17 protein-coding genes are annotated in these 17,891 nt (G+C 59.3%); 7 read left to right on the top strand and 10 right to left on the bottom strand.

Going from position 1 to position 17,891, the window contains the following annotated elements; genetic code table 11:
• Positions 1-181 precede the first annotated feature (181 nt).
• From livJ to B8P98_RS01500, 3 genes are all read right to left on the bottom strand, one after another.
• A complete protein-coding gene (gene livJ, locus B8P98_RS01510) occupies positions 182-1,285 on the bottom strand; it encodes a branched chain amino acid ABC transporter substrate-binding protein LivJ (protein WP_002920812.1) in 1,104 nt (367 codons plus the stop codon).
• Positions 1,286-1,542: 257 nt separating this feature from the next.
• The gene (locus B8P98_RS01505; RefSeq protein WP_025710755.1) at positions 1,543-2,787 is read right to left on the bottom strand and encodes an aromatic amino acid transport family protein; all 1,245 of its coding nucleotides are present in this window, start codon (positions 2,785-2,787) and stop codon (positions 1,543-1,545) included.
• A 147-nt stretch (positions 2,788-2,934) separates the two neighbouring features.
• Positions 2,935-4,200, bottom strand: coding sequence for a 4-aminobutyrate--2-oxoglutarate transaminase (locus B8P98_RS01500; RefSeq protein WP_025710754.1), 1,266 nt, complete (start codon positions 4,198-4,200; stop codon positions 2,935-2,937).
• A gap of 118 nt (positions 4,201-4,318) precedes the next feature.
• Here B8P98_RS01500 and pdxR point away from each other — a divergent pair, with 118 nt between their 5' ends.
• Positions 4,319-5,842 (top strand): MocR-like pyridoxine biosynthesis transcription factor PdxR, encoded by a 1,524-nt coding sequence (gene pdxR, locus B8P98_RS01495; protein WP_025710753.1) that lies wholly within the window; start codon positions 4,319-4,321, stop codon positions 5,840-5,842.
• 47 nt (positions 5,843-5,889) lie between these two features.
• Here pdxR and rpoH read toward each other — a convergent pair whose 3' ends face one another.
• The 4 genes from rpoH to ftsY form a co-directional block, all read right to left on the bottom strand.
• On the bottom strand, positions 5,890-6,744 hold the full coding sequence (gene rpoH / locus B8P98_RS01490; protein WP_002920815.1) for an RNA polymerase sigma factor RpoH: 855 nt from the start codon (positions 6,742-6,744) through the stop codon (positions 5,890-5,892).
• A 269-nt stretch (positions 6,745-7,013) separates the two neighbouring features.
• A complete protein-coding gene (ftsX, locus tag B8P98_RS01485; RefSeq protein WP_080897535.1) occupies positions 7,014-8,072 on the bottom strand; it encodes a permease-like cell division protein FtsX in 1,059 nt (352 codons plus the stop codon).
• Positions 8,065-8,733 carry a cell division ATP-binding protein FtsE gene (ftsE, locus tag B8P98_RS01480; RefSeq protein ID WP_002920817.1) on the bottom strand — a complete coding sequence of 223 codons (669 nt, stop codon included), beginning with the start codon at positions 8,731-8,733 and terminating at the stop codon, positions 8,065-8,067. The genes ftsX and ftsE overlap by 8 nt, the downstream gene beginning before the upstream one ends.
• 2 nt (positions 8,734-8,735) lie before the next feature.
• Positions 8,736-10,259: a signal recognition particle-docking protein FtsY gene (gene ftsY, locus B8P98_RS01475; RefSeq protein ID WP_095032676.1), complete on the bottom strand. Its 1,524-nt coding sequence runs from the start codon at positions 10,257-10,259 to the stop codon at positions 8,736-8,738.
• A 182-nt stretch (positions 10,260-10,441) separates the two neighbouring features.
• Between ftsY and rsmD the strand changes: the two genes are divergently transcribed.
• Both rsmD and B8P98_RS01465 read left to right on the top strand, forming a co-directional pair.
• Positions 10,442-11,038, top strand: coding sequence for a 16S rRNA (guanine(966)-N(2))-methyltransferase (gene rsmD, locus B8P98_RS01470; protein ID WP_025710750.1), 597 nt, complete (start codon positions 10,442-10,444; stop codon positions 11,036-11,038).
• On the top strand, positions 11,028-11,303 hold the full coding sequence (locus tag B8P98_RS01465) for a DUF1145 family protein (RefSeq protein ID WP_002920822.1): 276 nt from the start codon (positions 11,028-11,030) through the stop codon (positions 11,301-11,303). Before rsmD ends, B8P98_RS01465 begins: the two co-directional genes overlap by 11 nt.
• Before the next feature lie 13 nt (positions 11,304-11,316).
• Here B8P98_RS01465 and B8P98_RS01460 read toward each other — a convergent pair whose 3' ends face one another.
• On the bottom strand, positions 11,317-11,667 hold the full coding sequence (locus B8P98_RS01460; RefSeq protein ID WP_025710749.1) for a DUF2500 domain-containing protein: 351 nt from the start codon (positions 11,665-11,667) through the stop codon (positions 11,317-11,319).
• 150 nt (positions 11,668-11,817) lie between these two features.
• On the opposite strand from B8P98_RS01460, the gene B8P98_RS01455 reads away from it, so the two are divergent.
• Together B8P98_RS01455 and zntA are read left to right on the top strand one after the other, a co-directional pair.
• Complete coding sequence (locus B8P98_RS01455; RefSeq protein WP_004173987.1) at positions 11,818-12,444, top strand: lysoplasmalogenase; 627 nt, start codon at positions 11,818-11,820, stop codon at positions 12,442-12,444.
• Positions 12,445-12,522: 78 nt separating this feature from the next.
• On the top strand, positions 12,523-14,733 hold the full coding sequence (gene zntA, locus B8P98_RS01450) for a Zn(II)/Cd(II)/Pb(II) translocating P-type ATPase ZntA (RefSeq protein ID WP_025710748.1): 2,211 nt from the start codon (positions 12,523-12,525) through the stop codon (positions 14,731-14,733).
• Positions 14,734-14,836: 103 nt separating this feature from the next.
• Here the strand turns inward: zntA and tusA are convergent, their stop codons facing one another.
• On the bottom strand, positions 14,837-15,082 hold the full coding sequence (tusA, locus tag B8P98_RS01445; RefSeq protein WP_002920858.1) for a sulfurtransferase TusA: 246 nt from the start codon (positions 15,080-15,082) through the stop codon (positions 14,837-14,839).
• Between the two features lie 206 nt (positions 15,083-15,288).
• Here tusA and B8P98_RS01440 point away from each other — a divergent pair, with 206 nt between their 5' ends.
• Both B8P98_RS01440 and B8P98_RS01435 read left to right on the top strand, forming a co-directional pair.
• Positions 15,289-15,954, top strand: coding sequence for a 7-cyano-7-deazaguanine/7-aminomethyl-7-deazaguanine transporter (locus B8P98_RS01440; RefSeq protein WP_025710747.1), 666 nt, complete (start codon positions 15,289-15,291; stop codon positions 15,952-15,954).
• A 73-nt stretch (positions 15,955-16,027) separates the two neighbouring features.
• Positions 16,028-16,585 (top strand): DcrB family lipoprotein, encoded by a 558-nt coding sequence (locus B8P98_RS01435; RefSeq protein WP_025710746.1) that lies wholly within the window; start codon positions 16,028-16,030, stop codon positions 16,583-16,585.
• Here the strand turns inward: B8P98_RS01435 and B8P98_RS01430 are convergent, their stop codons facing one another.
• A complete protein-coding gene (locus B8P98_RS01430) occupies positions 16,586-17,806 on the bottom strand; it encodes an MFS transporter (protein ID WP_095032675.1) in 1,221 nt (406 codons plus the stop codon).
• Between the last annotated feature and the right edge of the window lie 85 nt (positions 17,807-17,891).

The following is a 17,891-nucleotide window of genomic DNA, read 5'->3' as shown; positions in this document are numbered from 1 at the left end:
GACCGGGGTTGAGGGACGCAGACAACGCATTTGCAGCGTGAAAGGCCCCCACCCATTTAACCCAGCATTTCGCGTTGCAAAAAGGCGTCAAGACCCGAAATCCCCGGGAGCTTACATCAGTAAGTGACCGGGGTTGAGGGCCGCAGACAACGCATTTGCAGCGTGAAAGGCGCCGGTTAAATTATTTGGCGTCGGTCGCCGTACCATTAGCATGCCAGGTAAAGACACCGAACTCGAAGCCTTTCAGGTCGCCTTTCTGATCCCACGACAGCGGGCCCATCACGGTGTCTACCGTCGCGCCTTTCAGGTATTTAGCGATTTCCGCCGGATCGTCAGACTGATTCAGGCCCGCCTGCAGCGACTGCAGCGCCGCGTAGGTGGTCCACACGAAGGCGCCGCTCGGATCCTGTTTCTTCGCCTTGATCGCATCCACGATCGGTTTGTTCGCCGGCACCTGGTCGTAGTTCTTCGGCTTGGTCACCAGCAGGCCTTCCGCCGACTCGCCGGCGATGTTAGACAGGGAGACGTTCGCTACGCCTTCCGGGCCCATAAACTGGGTTTTCAGACCGGCAGCACGGGCCTGACGCAGGATCTGGCCCATTTCCGGGTGGTAGCCACCGTAGTAAACGAAATCGATATTCTCTTTCTTCAGGCGCGCCACCAGGGTGGAGAAATCTTTCTCACCGGCGGTGATGCCGTCGAAGAAGACCACGTTCGCCCCGCCTTTTTTCAGGCCATCCTGCACCGCACGGGCCAAACCTTCACCGTACTGCTGTTTATCATGTACCACAGCGATACGCTGCGGCTTCACTTTGTCGAGAATGTATTTCGCTGCGGTGGGTCCCTGATCGGAGTCCAGGCCGGTGGTGCGCAGGATCAGCTTATAGCCGCGCGCGGTCAGCTCCGGGGCAGTCGCTGCCGGCGTGATCATCAGAATGCCTTCGTCTTCATAGATGTCAGACGCCGGCTGAGTGGAAGAGGAGCACAGATGGCCAATAACGTACTTGATGCCGTCGTTGACCACTTTGTTGGCGACCGCTACCGCCTGTTTCGGGTCGCAAGCGTCATCATATTTGACGATCTGCAGCTTATTGCCCTTGATGCCGCCCTTAGCGTTGATATCCGCTACCGCCTGCTCGGCACCGGTAAACTCCTGGTCGCCGTACTGAGCCACCGGGCCGGACATCGCCCCGACGACCGCGATTTTGATGTCTTCCGCCAGCGCCGCGCTGCTCATAACTAAGGCAATACATCCTGCCAGTAACGCTTTACCCTTCATATTCATCCTGAGGCCCCCCATTATTATGGTTTTTGCATTTGTTGTGATGTTGTTTGTTAGCGCATTATTTTGTTTATATCGATAGGAAAAGCATATGATAGCTAATCCACCGGGGGCTGCTCGCGCTTTTGCAGCACACTATGCTAAACATACCGTCATTCTGAGGAATTTGAAATGACTAAATTGCGGGCTATGTAACAGATAAGTGACAAATAAAAAAACCGCGCCAGCATGAACCGGACGCGGTGCAAAACAGGCCCTGATTACCAGCCAGCGGGCAGGTAGCCTACCGCGGACGCTATCGCGTAGGCGGCGCTGCAAAGATACAACAACACAATGAAGCATTGGATAAGCGGATGGGTCATCCAGGCCGGACAGGTCCAGCCTGGGGTCAGGTCGCCACGCTGGCGGGCGCCCTTCAGCATCAGGATCGGCATAATTGATAAAATGACGCCGCTGAACACTCCGGCAAAATAGAGCGCGTTGACGAAAGAAACCATGCCGCTATAGGCCAGCACGAACGGCGGGATCGCCACCACCAGCAGCACCATCAGGCGACGGGCGGGCTGTTCGTCATTCCCCAGGCGGAACTGATCGAAGATATTGGTCAGAAAGCTGCCGCCCAGCCCCCAGTAAGAGGTCAGCATGGCGCACAGCGCAAACAGGTTGGCCGAGAAGAACGCCCATTCGCCAAGCGCCCGGCCCCAGGAGATGGTGGCCACATCCGAGATATTGTCCAGGCCATTAAGCGAGATAACCGATAGCGGCACCAGCGCCAGCAGGGCAAAGGTCAAAGCCATACCGACCATAATGGCCCTGGGCAATTTTTCCGGTTTGTCGGCGAAGCCCCGCGCCATCTCCGGCACGATATACTGTGCCGAGAAGCAGAATGCCACGACATTGAAGACCGGAACCATATACAGCCAGTTGCCGTCGAGCAGATAGCCCACGCGGGTGGTCTCTTTCAACAGCGTGGCAATCACCAGCACCGAGATCATCACCACCATACCGATGCTGATAAATTTCTCGCCGCGGCCAATCGCCTTCAGGCCCAGGTAGAGCACCCCTGCCGCCGGGACGAAAAACAGCACGCTGCCCAGCGCCGGCGAGATGCCAAACAACGAGTGCAGCAGCTTGCCGCTGCCGGTCATATAAGCCGTCAATGCGCCGACGCTGTTGACGCAAACGGAGAGGAACATCATCAGCGCGCCAAAGCCGCCGACGTAGCGCTTCGATAAACCGCTGAGCTGCAGATGTTTACGGGTGCGGAGCGTGGATTCCGCGACATAGAGCATAGTCACCGTCGTCAGGCTGCCCACCAGCACCAGCCAGAACAGCAGCGGTAAGAAGCCCGCTTTGCTCGACGCATAGGCGATAGAGAGGACGCCCGCGCCAATATTGGTACCGACAATCATCGATACCCCTTCGACGAAGCTCAGAGATTTTGCAGGGACAGCCGTACGTTCCCGGCCGGTGAGGACGGGAGAAAAGGTGGAGTTTTCAGACATAATACTTTCCGTTTTACTCCGGCGGTTTTTAGCGCCGGAAAAAAGGTGATATCAGGGTGATAAACCACTCACGCTGAGCATAAACAGCCGGCTGCGGCTTCCTGTTTCTGTTCGGCTTCCCTGCCGCCGCAGCCCGCCGGGGAGACGTTAGCTCTTCAGTACGCGCGCCAGAATATCCAGCGCTTTCGAGAACTGGGCATCCGGGATAGTCAACGGATACAGGAAGCGGATCACGTTGCCGTAGACGCCGCAGCTCAGCAGCAGCAGGCCGTTTTCCTGCGCTTTCTGTTGCACAAGACGGGTGAACTCCGGCGACGGCTCGCCAGTTTGCGGATCGTTAAACTCCACCGCCACCATCGACCCTCGACCGCGGACATCAACAATCGCCGGGCAAGTGGTACGCGCCTGGTTGAGCACTTCCCGCAGATGGCTACCCAGCTGTTCGGCACGCTGGCACAATTGCTCTTCGGCAATCACATCCAGCACCGCGTGCGCCGCGGCCACCGCCAGCGGGTTACCGGCATAGGTCCCGCCCAGTCCGCCTGGCGCTGGCGCATCCATCACCTCGGCGCGACCGACAACGCCCGACAGCGGGAAACCGCCGGCGAGGCTTTTCGCCATCGTCATCAGATCCGGTTTCACCTCATAGTGCTGCATGGCGAACAGCTTGCCGGTGCGGGCAAAACCGGTCTGCACTTCATCGGCGATCAGCAGAATGCCGTGGGTATCACACAGGTCGCGCAGCGCCTGCATAAAATCGGCCGGTGCAACGTTAAAACCGCCTTCCCCCTGGATCGGCTCGAGGATGATGGCCGCTACCTGATCCGGCGCGATATCTGCCTTGAAAATACGTTCCAGGCTTTTCAGCGCATCCGCGGTGGTCACGCCGTGCGCCGCATTGGGGTAAACGCCGTGATACACCGAGCCCGGGAACGGCCCGAAGCCGATTTTGTAAGGCGCGACCTTACCGGTGAGGGCCATGGTCATAAAGGTACGGCCGTGGAAGCCGCCGCCAAAAGTAATCAGGCCCGGACGACCGGTGTAAGCGCGGGCGATTTTCACCGCGTTCTCGACCGCTTCCGCGCCGGTGGTGAAGAAAGCTGTTTTTGCCGGCCCGTCAATTGGCGCCAGATCGTTGATACGCTCCGCCAGCGAAACATAGCTTTCGTACGGCACAATCTGATAGGCAGTGTGGGTGAACGCCTGCAGCTGGTCGGCGACCGCGGCGACCACTTTCGGATGACGGTGACCGGTATTTAACACGGCGATCCCGGCGGCGAAATCGATCACCTCGTTGCCTTCGATATCCCACAGCGTGGCGTTTTCCGCCTTCTCGACAAAGTAGTTACACATTACGCCTACGCCGCGCGGCGTCGCCTGCTGGCGACGTTGATTCAGTTCTGAGCTTTTCACCTGCGAATCTCCTGTCGTGTATGTCACGTTATCGCAACAAATTAGAAACGATGTCGTTTATTTACACAGGAGTTGGCCCTATAATCGAGTACCAATTTTGAATATCTGAGGGATCCAATTGCGTTCGCTGGTGGGTGACCTGGTGCTGGTCCGTCTGCAGGAAGAGCGCGACCCTCTTCTGCACAAACGCTTATACAACGCGCTGCGCCGCGCAATCCTCGACGGCTCGCTGGCGCCGCAAAGCCGCCTGCCGCCATCGCGCGATCTGGCGGGCGAGCTCGGCGTATCAAGAAACACCATATTAACAACTTATGAACAATTGCTGGCGGAAGGATATGTGGTTTCCCGTCGGGGAAGTGGAACATTCGTTGCCCAAACCGCCCCGGAGAGTTCATTAACGACTAAAGGCCAGCAGGAAAACAGCAACCTCGCGGCGTCAACAGCGTATATTTCGCGCCGCGGTCAGCACCTGCTCGGTCAGGTCAGCGCCAGCCCGCGCCAGTGGGGAGCGTTTATTCCCGGCGTGCCGGACGTTAATGCCTTTCCCCACCCGCTGTTCAGTAAGATCCAGGCCCGTATCAGCCGTCGGCCTAAGCCGGAGCGGCTCAGCTACAGCTGCAACGGCGGCACACCGGAGCTGCAGCAGGCGCTGGTGGATTATCTGCGCGTGTCGCGCGGCGTCCACTGTCATGCAGATCAAATTCTTATCACCGAGGGGATCCATCAGGCTATCGATCTGGTCACCCGCATGCTGTGCGACAACGGCGATCTGGCGTGGGTGGAGGAGCCTTCCTATTGGGGGATCCGCCACGTGCTGGCGATGAACGACGTTCGGGCAGAGCCTCTGACCGTCGATGCCAACGGCCTGTGTCCGCCGGAAACGGTTGACGACGCGCCGCGGCTCATCTTCGTTACGCCTTCCCACCAGTATCCGCTGGGCGCGGTGATGAGCCTTGAGCGCCGCCAGCGGCTGCTGGCGCTCGCCCGCCAGCAGGGCAGCTGGATCGTCGAAGATGATTATGACAGCGAATTTCGCTTTTCCGGCCAGCCGATCCCGGCCCTGCAGGGTCTGGTCGCCGACGCCCCGGTGGTCTATATCGGCACCTTCAGCAAGACGCTCTACCCCGGCCTGCGCCTGGGTTATGTGGTGATCCCGCGCCCGCTGGTCAGCGATCTGAAGCACGCCCATGCCGGACTTTACCGCGGCGGCCATTCGCTGATCCAGATGGCGCTGGCGGAGTTTATTACCGCCGGCCACTATTCGGCCCATATCCGCCGCATGCGGCTGCTTTACAGCCGTCGCCGTGCCTTTTTAACCGAGCTTATCCGGCAGCACTGTATGCCGTACGCCCTGTCTGACTTCAGCGATAATGCCGGGCTGCATTTGATCCTCAATTTGCCCGAAGAGGCTGATGATGTGGCTATTGCCAGAGAGGCCAATGCGCGCAATATTCTGGTGCGGCCGCTGTCGCGCTACTACCTGACGGCGGCGCGCAAGAAAGGATTACTGATGGGATTCGCCAGCCAGCCCGAAGAGCAGATGGCGCCGGCGTTTAGCGTCTTACTCGGCTGCCTGCAGACGCACTGCCCGCAGTTGCTCCTGCCCCGGGGGGACGCAGAAAAACAAAACGCCCCAACCTGAGGCGGGGCGTTATCGGGGTGCCTGATTATCAGGCAGGCGTGGGCGTATCAGGCTTCGATAGCGGCACGCAGTTTTTTCATGGCGTTCTTTTCCAGCTGACGCACGCGCTCCGCGGAGACGCCGTAGCGGTCGGCCAGTTCCTGCAGCGTGGACTTGTTATCTTCGTCCAGCCAGCGGGCGCGGATGATGTCCTGGCTACGCTCGTCCAGGCCCTGCATCGCGTCGGTCAGCTTATTCGCCGCCTGCTCTTCCCAGTTGTCGTCTTCGATGCCGTCGGCAAAGTTAGACGTTTTATCCTGCAGATAAAGTACCGGCGCCATCGGCTGGCTGTCGGATTCGTCGTCGGAAGACATGTCAAACGTCATGTCCTGCGCCGCCATACGGGATTCCATCTCGCGGACGTCTTTGCTCGACACGCCCAGCTCACGGGCCACCATTTCCACTTCATCCTGGTTGAACCAACCCAGACGCTGTTTGGTTTTACGCAGGTTAAAGAACAGCTTACGCTGTGCTTTGGTGGTAGCGACCTTCACGATACGCCAGTTGCGCAGCACGTATTCGTGAATTTCGGCTTTAATCCAGTGCACGGCGAAGGAGACCAGGCGCACACCCACTTCCGGGTTGAAGCGACGCACGGCTTTCATCAGGCCGATATTGCCTTCCTGGATCAGATCCGCCTGCGGCAGGCCATAGCCCGAGTAGTTACGAGCAATGTGAACAACAAAGCGCAGGTGAGACAGAATCAGCTTTTTCGCTGCTTCCAGATCGCCCTGGTAATGCAGCTTTTCAGCAAGCTCCCGCTCTTCATCAGCCGACAGCATCGGCCAAGTGTTAGCGGCCCGGATATACGATTCCAGGTTACCAACGGGGGCTAAAGCTAAAGTTTGCATTTCTTTGGTCATTCAAATCCTCTCAATTGATATCTTCTGACGCGGTCTTGTCCCCATCAGGCAACAAGCATGCCAGCATTCATGAGCAACGAGAATATCACTCACATTAGTATCAGACAGTGATTTTATCCACAAGTTCCATGCAACCGTGTGAATAAATTACGCACAAAATGTGACACCACGATGAACAAGTGAGGGCAGGAAAAGGAGAACAAGCTTGCGGTATCTTTCCCTGCGAACAGGAACTCATTGCAGCAGGGAAAGATTATATCACGCTTTTTTTAATCGGGAGTAAAGTGACGTAAATGTTGCACTGTCGCCAGCCAGGCGGCGACCCAACCGATCATCGAGCAGACAATCAGCATCAACAGGCACTCGTCGAAGCCCAGGCCGCTCAGCTCAAACTGGGTGCCGAACACTTTCGCCACTTCGGTCACCGCCGACGAGAGGCGCATCACCAGAATCTCCGACAGGATCAGCGATAAAAACGCGCCGGAGAAGCCCAGCATCGCCCCACCATAGAGGAACGGACGCAGGATAAAGCCGTCGGTGGCGCCGATCAGCTTCTGCACGTTAATGGTATCGCGGCGGGCGAAGATGCTCAGACGCACGCTGTTGCCGATCACCAGGAATACCGCCGCCACCATCAGCACGCCGATCATCGCCGACACGCGTCCTACCAGCCCGGTGAGCGAGGAGAGACGAGCAAACCAGCTGTCGTCCATTCGCACTTCATCGACGCCCTGGATCCGCGTTACCCGATCGCGCAGGGTGTTCAGCGCCTCGGTGCTCTGGAAATCCAGCTTCGGCACCACGATGGCGACCGCCGGCAGCGGGTTCTCCTCCAGCATATCCAGCGCGCCGCCAAAGCCAGACCAGTTACGGAATTCCCCCAGCGCCTCGTCACGGGACAAATAGTTCACCTTGTCGACGCCCTGCTCCGCCTGCAGCTGGCCCACCACCCGCGCCGCGGCATCGTCATCCAGCGTTTTTTCCAGATAAACGGTGATCTGCGGCGAGGGATAATACTGGGACGCCGCGCTGCTGACGTTTTTGTAGACCATGTAGCAGACGCTTGGCAGGGTTAACGAAATAGCGATGACCATTACCGTCAGGAAGGTCGCCAGCGGCGTGCTTTTTAGATCCTGCAGCGCGCCGTGCCAGGCGTAGCGCACCTGCTCGTTGAATACGTTGCTCTTACGCGAGGCCGGGTTAGGCGCCGCTTTCGGCCGTTTTGGCGCATTGCGCCCGCCGCCACCGCTGCCGCCCGCCGCGTTGCGCAGGCGATCGAACTTGCTGCCGAACTGGCGGATCTGGTTCATTGCGTCGCGCTTATTCACCCCGAATGCCTCCATGCAGATGGCCGTCGCTGAGCGTCAGCACGCGGTACGGACGACTGGAAATTAGCCCCAGATCGTGCGTGGCCATCAGTACCGTCACCCCAACGCGGTTAAACTCTTCAAACAGACGTAAAATCCCCTCCGAGAGCGCCTCGTCGAGGTTACCGGTCGGTTCATCCGCCAGCAGCACCGCCGGCTTGTTGACTACCGCGCGGGCAATCCCTACACGCTGCTGCTCACCGCCGGAGAGCTGAATCGGAAAGTTCTTCGCTTTGTCCAGCAGGCCGACCTTGTCCAGCGCCGCCGAGACGCGACGACGAATGTCATCGCCGCTGGCGCCGGCGATAATCAGCGGGATCGCCACGTTGTCATACACGGTACGATCCATCAGCAAATGGTGGTCCTGGAAAATCATGCCGATCTGGCGGCGCAGAAACGGCACCTCACGGCTCTTCAGGCGGCTGATTTCATGACCGCTGAAGAAGATTTTCCCGGCGCTGGGCCGTTCGATACCACAGATAAGCTTCAGCAGGGTACTTTTCCCTGCGCCGGAATGGCCGGTCAGAAACGCCATCTCGCCCGGCTGCAGGTGGAAAGTCACCCCCTGCAGCGCTTGTCTCCCACCGAGATAGGCTTTGCTGACTTGTTCAAAGCGAATCATTCTTAATCCTCTCGGGCAAAAAGTGCCTCAATAAAGTCGCCCGCATTAAACGGACGCAGATCCTCAATACGCTCGCCGACGCCAATATAGCGAATCGGAATGCCGAACTGATCGGCCACCGAGAAGATCACGCCGCCTTTGGCGGTGCCGTCCAGCTTGGTCAGGGTGATCCCGGTCAAACCGACCGCTTCATGGAACAGTTTGGCCTGGCTAATGGCATTCTGCCCGGTGCTGGCGTCGATGGTTAACATCACCTCATGCGGCGCATCAACGTCCAGTTTTTTCATCACCCGGACAATCTTCTTCAGTTCTTCCATCAGATGCGATTTATTCTGCAGACGCCCGGCGGTGTCGGCAATCAGCACATCAACATGGCGCGCCTTCGCCGCCTGAATGGCGTCGAAAATCACCGAGGCGGAGTCGGCGCCGGTGTGCTGGGCGATCACCGGGATATTGTTACGCTGACCCCACACCTGCAGCTGTTCCACCGCCGCCGCGCGGAAGGTATCCCCCGCCGCCAGCATCACCGATTTACCCTGTTGCTCAAACTGACGCGCCAGCTTGCCGATGGTGGTAGTTTTCCCCACCCCATTCACGCCAACCATCAGGATAACAAAGGGCGTTTTGCCTTCAACGTTCAGCGGCTCGTCCACTTTGGCGAGAATACCGCCCATCTCTTCTTTCAGCAGGCCGTACAGCGCTTCCGCATCGCGCAGTTGCTTGCGGCTGGCGCCTTCCGTCAGGTTGGTAATGATCTTGCGGGTGGTCTCCACCCCGACGTCGGCGATCAGCAGCTGCTCTTCCAGCTCTTCAAACAGATCATCGTCGATCTTCTTGCCGCGGAACAGGCTGATAAATCCGGAACCGAGATTTTGTTTGGTTTTCAGCAGGCTACGCTTGAGACGGGCGAAAAAGCCTTCTTTCGTTGGTTTTTCCTGCTCCTGAGCCAGCTCTTCAACCGGCGCCTCGTCCTCGGGCGCCGGCACCACGACCGCCGCCTCTTCTGCCGCTTCGGCCGCCAGCGCCAGTGCTTCCAGCTCTTCATCGCTTAACGGGGCGTCCTCTTCAGGGACCTCCGTCTCCTGCGGCTCGGCGATAACGTCTGCCACAGGCTGCTCTGCTACGGCTTCCGCCACCACCGGTTCGGCGATCACCTCTTCCGCCAGCGGCTCAACCACCGCAGGCTGTTCAGGCGGTTCGCTGACCGCGGGCGCCGGTTCAACAACAGGCGCGTCTTCGACCAGAGCAGGCGTTTCCACCCACTCTTTTTCCTGCACGCTGGCAGGCTCCGCGAGGTGCGCTTTTTCGCTTTCGACCACCGTCTCGGTCACGTCGACGACGTCTTCGGCAAACGCTTCCGGATCTGCTTTCGGCGCGCTCGGCTCAGCAGGGGTTTCAACCGCCGGTGTCTCTTCGACAACCGCTTGTTGTTCTTCTACTTTTTGTTCAGTCTCGGTTTCCTGTGCCTGTTCTTTCTGTCCAAAGCCCAGCCAGGAAAAGAAGCCACGTTTTTTCTCTTTTGCCATTTGCGACCACACTCCTCGCTGTTTATTCATGGCGCAGCTTCATCAGAAGCTGAAAAAATGATGAAATTAGTCGGATAGTCTATCACTTAACTTAACTCGCAGCACCGCCCCCGGATTAAGGTTTCGTCAACCGCCGTCCATCGCTAGAATAGCAGGCCGGAAGTAGAGACTTGAGCAGAGAGATGAAAAAACCAAACCACGCGGGCAGCGGCCAGATCCGCATCATCGGCGGGCAATGGCGCGGCCGTAAATTACCGGTGCCGGAGAGCCCGGGCCTGCGGCCGACCACCGACCGGGTTCGCGAAACCCTTTTTAACTGGCTGGCGCCGTCCATCGTTGACGCGCACTGCCTCGACTGCTTTGCCGGCAGCGGCGCGCTGGGGCTTGAGGCACTGTCCCGCTATGCGGCCAGCACCACGCTGCTGGAGATGGAGCGCGGCGTAGCCCAGCAGTTGCAAAAAAACCTCGCTACCCTGAAAGCGGATCGCGGCAAGGTGATCACGACTAACACCCTCAGCTTTCTGAGCCAGCCGGGCACACCGCATCAGATCGTGTTCGTCGACCCGCCGTTCCGTCAGGGGCTGCTGGAGGAGACGCTACGTCTGCTGGAAACGCAGGGCTGGCTGGCCGATGAGGCCCTGGTGTACGTCGAAAGCGAAGTTGAAAATGGCCTACCGCCGGTACCGGCGAACTGGCAGCTGTATCGTGAAAAAGTGGCCGGACAGGTCGCCTACCGTCTTTACCAACGTGAGGCCCAAGGAGAGAATCATGCTGATTAATTTAGGCCGCCTGCTGATGCTGTGCGTCTGGGCCTTTCTGTTATTGAACCTGTTTCAGCCCTTCCCGAAGCCGCTGAATATCTTCGTCAACGTCGCGCTGATTTTCATGATCCTGATGCACGGTCTGCAGCTGACGCTGCTTAAGGCGACGCAGCCGAAAGAGGCGCCGCCGCTGAGCCGCTTTGAGCAAATCCGCATTTTTATCTTCGGCGTGTTTGAGCTCGTCGCCTGGCAGAAAAAACTGAAGGCGACGCTGAAAAAGTAGTCCTGAAAAGGGCTCAGGGATCGGGCGTAAACGCCACGAACGCTGTGCCCTTATAACTCAACATCCCGCGATCGCCCACGCTCAGCGCATGATATTGCGGCGCGTCGAGGCGAAACACCACTTCCAGCCCACCGTTTTCCGGGCGAAAACTCGCCTCATAGCGCATCTCACTGCCTGCGGGCGTCACCGTCTGCTGCCGCGAGCGCCGATCGTTAATCACCTTTTCCCGTTTATTGCTGACGATAACGCGCTTTTGCAACACTGGCGCGGCGTCATTCGCCTGTTTCTCACGGCGCTGCTGGACATAGCGAAACGAAGCCGCCACCACAATCACCGCGACGACCAGGACAAAAAAGAGGGGCATTTTACTCATTAAGGTTACCCATAAAAAATATCAGGAATCAGCATACTGCGTCGGGAATAACATTGTCATCTGCTACGCCAAACCACTACACTGAGTAGTAGCATCTCGCATCCGTAACTTTCTTTATGATAACAGATACAGGGACTTACTATGCTTTGGTCATTTATTGCTGTCTGTTTCTCCGCATGGCTTTATGTCGATGCATCCTATCGTGGGCCGGCATGGCGACGCTGGGTATTTAAACCTGTCACCCTGATTCTGTTGCTGTTACTGGCCTGGCAGGCGCCGATGTTCAATGCCATCAGCTATCTGGTACTGGCCGGCCTGTGCGCCTCGCTGCTCGGCGATGCCCTGACCCTGCTGCCGCGCCAGCGGGTGATGTACGCCGTAGGCGCTTTCTTCCTGTCGCATCTGCTGTATACCATCTGGTTCGCCAGCCAGCTGACGCTATCCTTCTTCTGGCCGCTGCCGCTGGTGCTGCTGGTGTTCGGCGCCCTGCTGATGGCGGTGATCTGGAGCCGACTGGAAGAGATGAAAATGCCGGTGCTGACCTTTATCGGGATGACGCTGGTGATGGTCTGGCTGGCCGGTGAGCTGTGGTTTGCCCGTCCCACTAACACTGCGCTGTCTGGTTTCGCCGGCGCCGCCCTGCTGCTATTGAGCAATGCTGTGTGGCTGGTAAGCCATTATCGTCGCCGCTTCCGCGCCGATAACGCCATCGCCGCGGCATTCTACTTTGCCGGCCACTTCCTGATCGTGCGCGCGCTGTACCTGTAATTTAGTCCTTGACTCTGGAGTCGACTCCAGAGTGTATCCTACGGCTAATGAGAAAATTATCATTTCCCGGAGGGTGCCATGTCGACTCCAGACGCGCAGGATAAAAAAGTCCCACAATTCTCGTCATTCACCATGCGGCCCGCGACCGCCCCGGCGGAGGGCTGCTGCACAGACCACGCCTGCGCGACAGAAACGCCACCTGCCGGCGAAACGCTCAGCGACGCTCGCTACAGCTGGCAGGTAGAGGGCATGGACTGCGCCGCCTGCGCCCGCAAGGTGGAAACCGCGGTTCGTCAGATACCCGGGGTCAGTCAGGTTCAGGTGCTGTTCGCCACAGAAAAACTGCTGGTTAATGCGGAAGGCGATATCCGCGTTCAGGTTGAGAACGCGGTACGCCAGGCGGGCTATACGCTGCGCGATGCCAATGCTCCCGCGCCAGAAAAAACGCAGGGGTCGCTGCTGCGCGACAATCTGTCGTTGCTGACGCTGGTTATCATGATGGCCCTGAGCTGGGGGCTGGAGCAGTTCAACCACCCCGCCGGCCAGTTAGCCTTTATTGTCACCACCCTGGTCGGCCTGTGGCCGGTTGCCCGCCAGGCGCTGCGCCTGATAAAGAGCGGGAGCTGGTTCGCTATTGAGACGCTGATGAGCGTCGCCGCCATCGGAGCGCTGTTTATCGGCGCCACCGCGGAAGCGGCGATGGTGCTGCTGCTGTTCCTGATTGGCGAGCGTCTCGAAGGCTGGGCCGCCAGCCGCGCACGGCAGGGGGTGAGCGCGCTGATGGCGCTTAAGCCCGACACCGCCATTCGCCTGCGCGACGGCGTGCGGGAAACCGTCGCCCAGCGCGACCTGCGTCCCGGAGATGTGATTGAAGTGGCCGCTGGCGGGCGTCTGCCGGCGGATGGCCAGCTGCTGTCGCCGTTTGCCAGCTTTGATGAAAGCGCCCTGACCGGCGAGTCGGTGCCGGTGGAGCGTCAGGCCGGGGAACGGGTCGCGGCGGGCGCCACCAGCGTCGATCGCCTGGTGCAGCTGACCGTGATATCCGAACCGGGCGACAGCGCCATCGACCGCATCCTGAAGCTGATTGAAGAGGCAGAGGAGCGTCGGGCGCCGATCGAGCGCTTCATCGACCGCTTCAGCCGGATCTACACCCCGGCCATTATGGTCGTCGCCTTGCTGGTCGCTATTGTCCCACCGCTGTTCTTCGCCAGCGCCTGGCTGCCGTGGATTTATAAAGGGCTGACGCTGCTGCTGATCGGCTGTCCGTGCGCGCTGGTCATCTCCACGCCGGCGGCCATCACCTCCGGCCTGGCGGTCGCCGCCCGACGCGGAGCGCTGATCAAAGGCGGTGCAGCGCTGGAACAGCTGGGCCAGGTGCGGCAGGTGGCGTTCGATAAAACCGGCACCCTGACCGTCGGCCAGCCGCAGGTGACTTCGGTGATCGCCACGGCTGAGGTTGACGACAACGCCCTGCTGGCGCTGGCGGCAGCGGTGGAGCAAGGCTCCAGCCACCCGCTGGCGCAGGCCGTCGTCCGTGAAGCACAGCGGCGTCAGCTGAGTATTCCGCTTGCCAGCGGCCAGCGGGCGCTGGCCGGCTCCGGTATCGAAGCTGAGGTCAACGGCAGCCGCATCTTAATCTGCGCAGCCAGCAAAGCCGCCCCGGCAGAGCATGAGGCGCAGATCCAGCAGCTGGAGAGCGCCGGGCAAACGGTAGTGCTGGTGATGCGCGGCGAGACGCTGCTCGGCATTCTGGCGCTGCGCGACACCCTGCGCGACGACGCACGTCAGGCGGTGGATGCCTTACACCAGCTGGGGGTGCAGGGGGTGATCCTCACCGGAGATAACCCGCGCGCCGCGGCGGCCATCGCCAGCGAACTGGGGCTGGAATTCCGCGCCGGTCTGCTGCCGGCAGACAAGGTCAACGCGGTGGTGGCGCTGAATGCCAACGCACCGCTGGCGATGGTCGGGGACGGCATCAACGACGCTCCGGCGATGAAAGCAGCCACCATCGGCATCGCCATGGGCAGCGGCACCGACGTGGCACTGGAAACCGCCGACGCCGCGCTGACCCATAATCGTCTGATCGGCCTGGCGCAGATGATTTCCCTGGCGCGCGCCACCCATGCCAATATTCGCCAGAACATCGCGATTGCCTTAGGGCTGAAGGGGATTTTCCTCGTCACCACCCTGCTCGGCCTGACCGGACTGTGGCTGGCGGTGCTGGCGGATACCGGCGCCACCGTGCTGGTAACGGCTAACGCGCTGCGGTTATTGCGTAAGAAGTTGTAGCATAGATACCGGCTTCCCTGCTCGCGCTACGCTTAGCAGGGCTACGGTTCCAGACCGTCGGGTAGCCCGGATAAGGCGCTACGCGCCGCCATCCGGGAGAGGCTCAGTGGCTTTTGCGGATCAGGTAGCGGTACGGCAGGGCTTCGGTTTCCTGGGCCACCAGCTCATGCTCCATAAAGCGGCAGAATCCCGGGATATCGCGGGTGGTGGCCGGATCGTCAGCAATAATCAGCAGCGTCTCGCCGACCGGCATCGTCCGCACGGTTTTACGCACCATCATGACCGGCTCTGGGCAGCGGAGCCCCAGGGCATCCAGGGTGTGGTCAGGAGTGGAGAAAAGTTCGCTCATTTTAGTCTCACGTCAACAAAACGGCCCTAGTTTACCCCCAGTTCGCCAGTACGCAAGCCAGGTTAACGTTTGCGCGAAAAACAACCATTGCATTACGCCGGTAACGCAGTATCATGCAGCCGTTTTTTATTGGGTTCCCTCACCCCAACGTTCCGCTGCCGATTGCTCCTTAACCTGAAGCATGACGGGCATAAAAAGGTCACAATATGAATCCGTTTACTACCGTACAGCGCAAAAAAGCGCTCGTCTGGCTTTCGCTATTTCATCTGCTGGTGATCACCTCCAGCAACTATCTGGTTCAGCTGCCGATCTCCATTTTTGGTTTCCATACCACCTGGGGCGCGTTTAGTTTTCCGTTTATCTTCCTCGCCACCGATCTGACGGTACGCATTTTTGGCGCACCGCTGGCGCGACGCATCATTTTCGCGGTGATGGTCCCGGCGCTGGTCATTTCCTACGGTGTCTCCGCCCTGTTTTACATGGGCGAGTGGCAGGGCTTTGCCGCGCTGGGCACTTTTAATCTCTTCGTCGCGCGTATCGCCATCGCCAGCTTTATGGCCTATGCGCTGGGGCAGATCCTCGACGTCCACGTCTTTAACCGCCTGCGGCAGAGCCGCCACTGGTGGCTGGCCCCCACCGCCTCAACGCTGTTCGGCAACATTAGCGATACCGTCGCATTCTTCTTTATCGCTTTCTGGCGCAGTCCGGACCCATTTATGGCCGCCCACTGGGGGGAAATCGCCCTCGTCGACTACAGCTTTAAAGTGCTTATCAGCATCATTTTCTTCCTGCCGATGTATGGCGTGTTGTTAAATATGCTGTTGAAAAGACTGGCGGATAAATCTGATTTGTCGGCATTGCAGCCGAGTTAAAGGTACTCGCGGGCTGATGTGTTAAGATAGCCGGATGAGCCATTAGTGGCCGTTTATCGAAAGGAAGATGTCAATGCGCAATTTGGTTAAATATGTCGGTATTGGCCTGCTGGTGATGGGGCTTGCCGCCTGCGATAACAGCGATTCAAAAGCGCCAACCGTTGGCGCAGCAGCGGAGAGCAATGCCAGCGGCCAGGCAATCAGCCTGCTGGATGGCAAGCTGAGCTTCACCCTGCCCGCGGGCATGGCCGACCAGAGCGGCAAACTGGGTACCCAGGCGAACAACATGCACGTCTACTCTGACGCTACCGGCCAGAAAGCGGTCATCGTCATCGTCGGCGACAGCACCAATGAAGATCTGGCGGTGCTGGCGAAACGTCTGGAAGATCAGCAGCGTAGCCGCGACCCGCAGCTGCAGGTGGTGAGCAATAAATCGCTGGAGATTAAAGGCCATACCCTGCAGCAGCTGGACAGCATCATCTCCGCCAAGGGGCAGACCGCCTGGTCTTCCGTACTGCTTGGCAAAGTGGATGACAAACTGCTGACCCTGCAGGTGACCCTGCCGGCGGACAACCAGCAGCAGGCACAGACCGAAGCAGAAAGCATCATCAACACCCTCACCATTCAGTAATTACTGGCCTGGTGCGATGGCCTCCGGTTCGCTAACTGGGGGCCGTTTTTTTAGCCGCCAGCCCAACAGCAGCGCCGCCATCACCAGCCCCGCCGCGGCGAGATAAATCATCGAGATCCCGGTCCACGCCATCAGCAACCCGGCCAGCGGCCCGGTAACGCCCAACGACAAATCCATAAACACGGTATAGGTCGCCAGCGCCGCCCCCTGATTGTGCTGCGGCACCGCTTTGACCGCCACCACTCCCAGCGCCGGGAAGACCAGCGAGAACCCCGCCCCGGTAAGGAAAGTACCGATTTTCGCCAACAGCGGCGTATCGGCAAAGCCGACCAGCAGCAGTCCGATAATCTCCACGCTAAAGCAGAGCATCGCCACGTTCAGTCCACCGAGGCGATGAATGCCGTTAGGAAACAGCAGCCGCGTGCCAACGAACGCGCAGCTGAATAACGTCAGAGCAAAAGCCGCGCCGTCCCAGCCTTTAGCGTCATAAAACAGCGTGATAAAGGTGGCGATCACCCCGAAGCCAGCGGAGGCCAGCGCCAGCGCCATGCCGTAGGGCAAGACCCGGCCAAGCACCGCGCGAAACGACATCGCTTTACCTTTGGCTGCCTTCACCGCCGCGCGGGGCAGCGCACAGAGGATCGCCACCAGCGCCACCGCCATAATGACCACCGCCAGGCCGCTGAGGCCAATCCGTGAGTAACAGAGCACGCCGAGCGGCGCGCCCATCGCCATCGCCCCGTAGGTCACTATCCCGTTCCACGAAATCACCCGCCCGATATGCAGCGAACCGACCACGCCGACGCCCCACAGCGTCGACCCGGTGCCGGCAAAGCTCTGACCGATTCCAAGGATCACCCGCCCGAGACATAACAGCAGCAGGCTAACCAGTGGCCAGCCGCTGCTGCAGGCCGCCAGCAGATAGCTCAGACCGCTCAAAAAACAGCCGCAGAGACCGAAGACAACAATCTTTTTGGGCCCCAGCAGGTCGGCGTAGCGCCCGGCATGCGGGCGGCTGAGCAGCGTGGCGAAATATTGCAGACTAATTACCAGCCCGGCCCAGAAAGCGCTAAAGCCCATGACATCATGCACATAGCCGGGCAGCACCGCCAGCGGTAGGCCGATGGTGAGATAGCTGGCAAAGTTAAAGATGACGACAGAGACAATCCGCAGATTGAGGCGCAGTCCATTGAGCGCCGGTTCGGCGACGGGTTCGGGCATCAGGTTCCACCAGATTTCGACAATCAGCTTTCACTATTACCACGCTGTCGGCGGAAAAGCAGCCCTCCTTTCAGAATATTGGCAG

The organism is Klebsiella quasivariicola, assembly GCF_002269255.1.
Classification (GTDB): domain Bacteria; phylum Pseudomonadota; class Gammaproteobacteria; order Enterobacterales; family Enterobacteriaceae; genus Klebsiella; species Klebsiella quasivariicola.
This window is presented reverse-complemented; position numbering and strand designations above follow the sequence as displayed.

Bases quoted from the DNA above. Each gene is read 5' to 3' on its own strand.
- B8P98_RS01440 (WP_025710747.1), top strand. From the start codon at position 15,289: ATGAATCCGTTTACTACCGTACAGCGCAAAAAAGCGCTCGTCTGGCTT.
- rpoH (WP_002920815.1), bottom strand. From the start codon at position 6,744: ATGACCAAAGAAATGCAAACTTTAGCTTTAGCCCCCGTTGGTAACCTG.
- livJ (WP_002920812.1), bottom strand. From the start codon at position 1,285: ATGAATATGAAGGGTAAAGCGTTACTGGCAGGATGTATTGCCTTAGTT.
- B8P98_RS01455 (WP_004173987.1), top strand. From the start codon at position 11,818: ATGCTTTGGTCATTTATTGCTGTCTGTTTCTCCGCATGGCTTTATGTC.
- ftsE (WP_002920817.1), bottom strand. From the start codon at position 8,733: ATGATTCGCTTTGAACAAGTCAGCAAAGCCTATCTCGGTGGGAGACAA.
- B8P98_RS01505 (WP_025710755.1), bottom strand. From the start codon at position 2,787: ATGTCTGAAAACTCCACCTTTTCTCCCGTCCTCACCGGCCGGGAACGT.
- B8P98_RS01465 (WP_002920822.1), top strand. From the start codon at position 11,028: ATGCTGATTAATTTAGGCCGCCTGCTGATGCTGTGCGTCTGGGCCTTT.
- zntA (WP_025710748.1), top strand. From the start codon at position 12,523: ATGTCGACTCCAGACGCGCAGGATAAAAAAGTCCCACAATTCTCGTCA.
- B8P98_RS01435 (WP_025710746.1), top strand. From the start codon at position 16,028: ATGCGCAATTTGGTTAAATATGTCGGTATTGGCCTGCTGGTGATGGGG.
- ftsY (WP_095032676.1), bottom strand. From the start codon at position 10,259: ATGGCAAAAGAGAAAAAACGTGGCTTCTTTTCCTGGCTGGGCTTTGGA.
- rsmD (WP_025710750.1), top strand. From the start codon at position 10,442: ATGAAAAAACCAAACCACGCGGGCAGCGGCCAGATCCGCATCATCGGC.
- B8P98_RS01430 (WP_095032675.1), bottom strand. From the start codon at position 17,806: ATGCCCGAACCCGTCGCCGAACCGGCGCTCAATGGACTGCGCCTCAAT.
- tusA (WP_002920858.1), bottom strand. From the start codon at position 15,082: ATGAGCGAACTTTTCTCCACTCCTGACCACACCCTGGATGCCCTGGGG.
- B8P98_RS01460 (WP_025710749.1), bottom strand. From the start codon at position 11,667: ATGCCCCTCTTTTTTGTCCTGGTCGTCGCGGTGATTGTGGTGGCGGCT.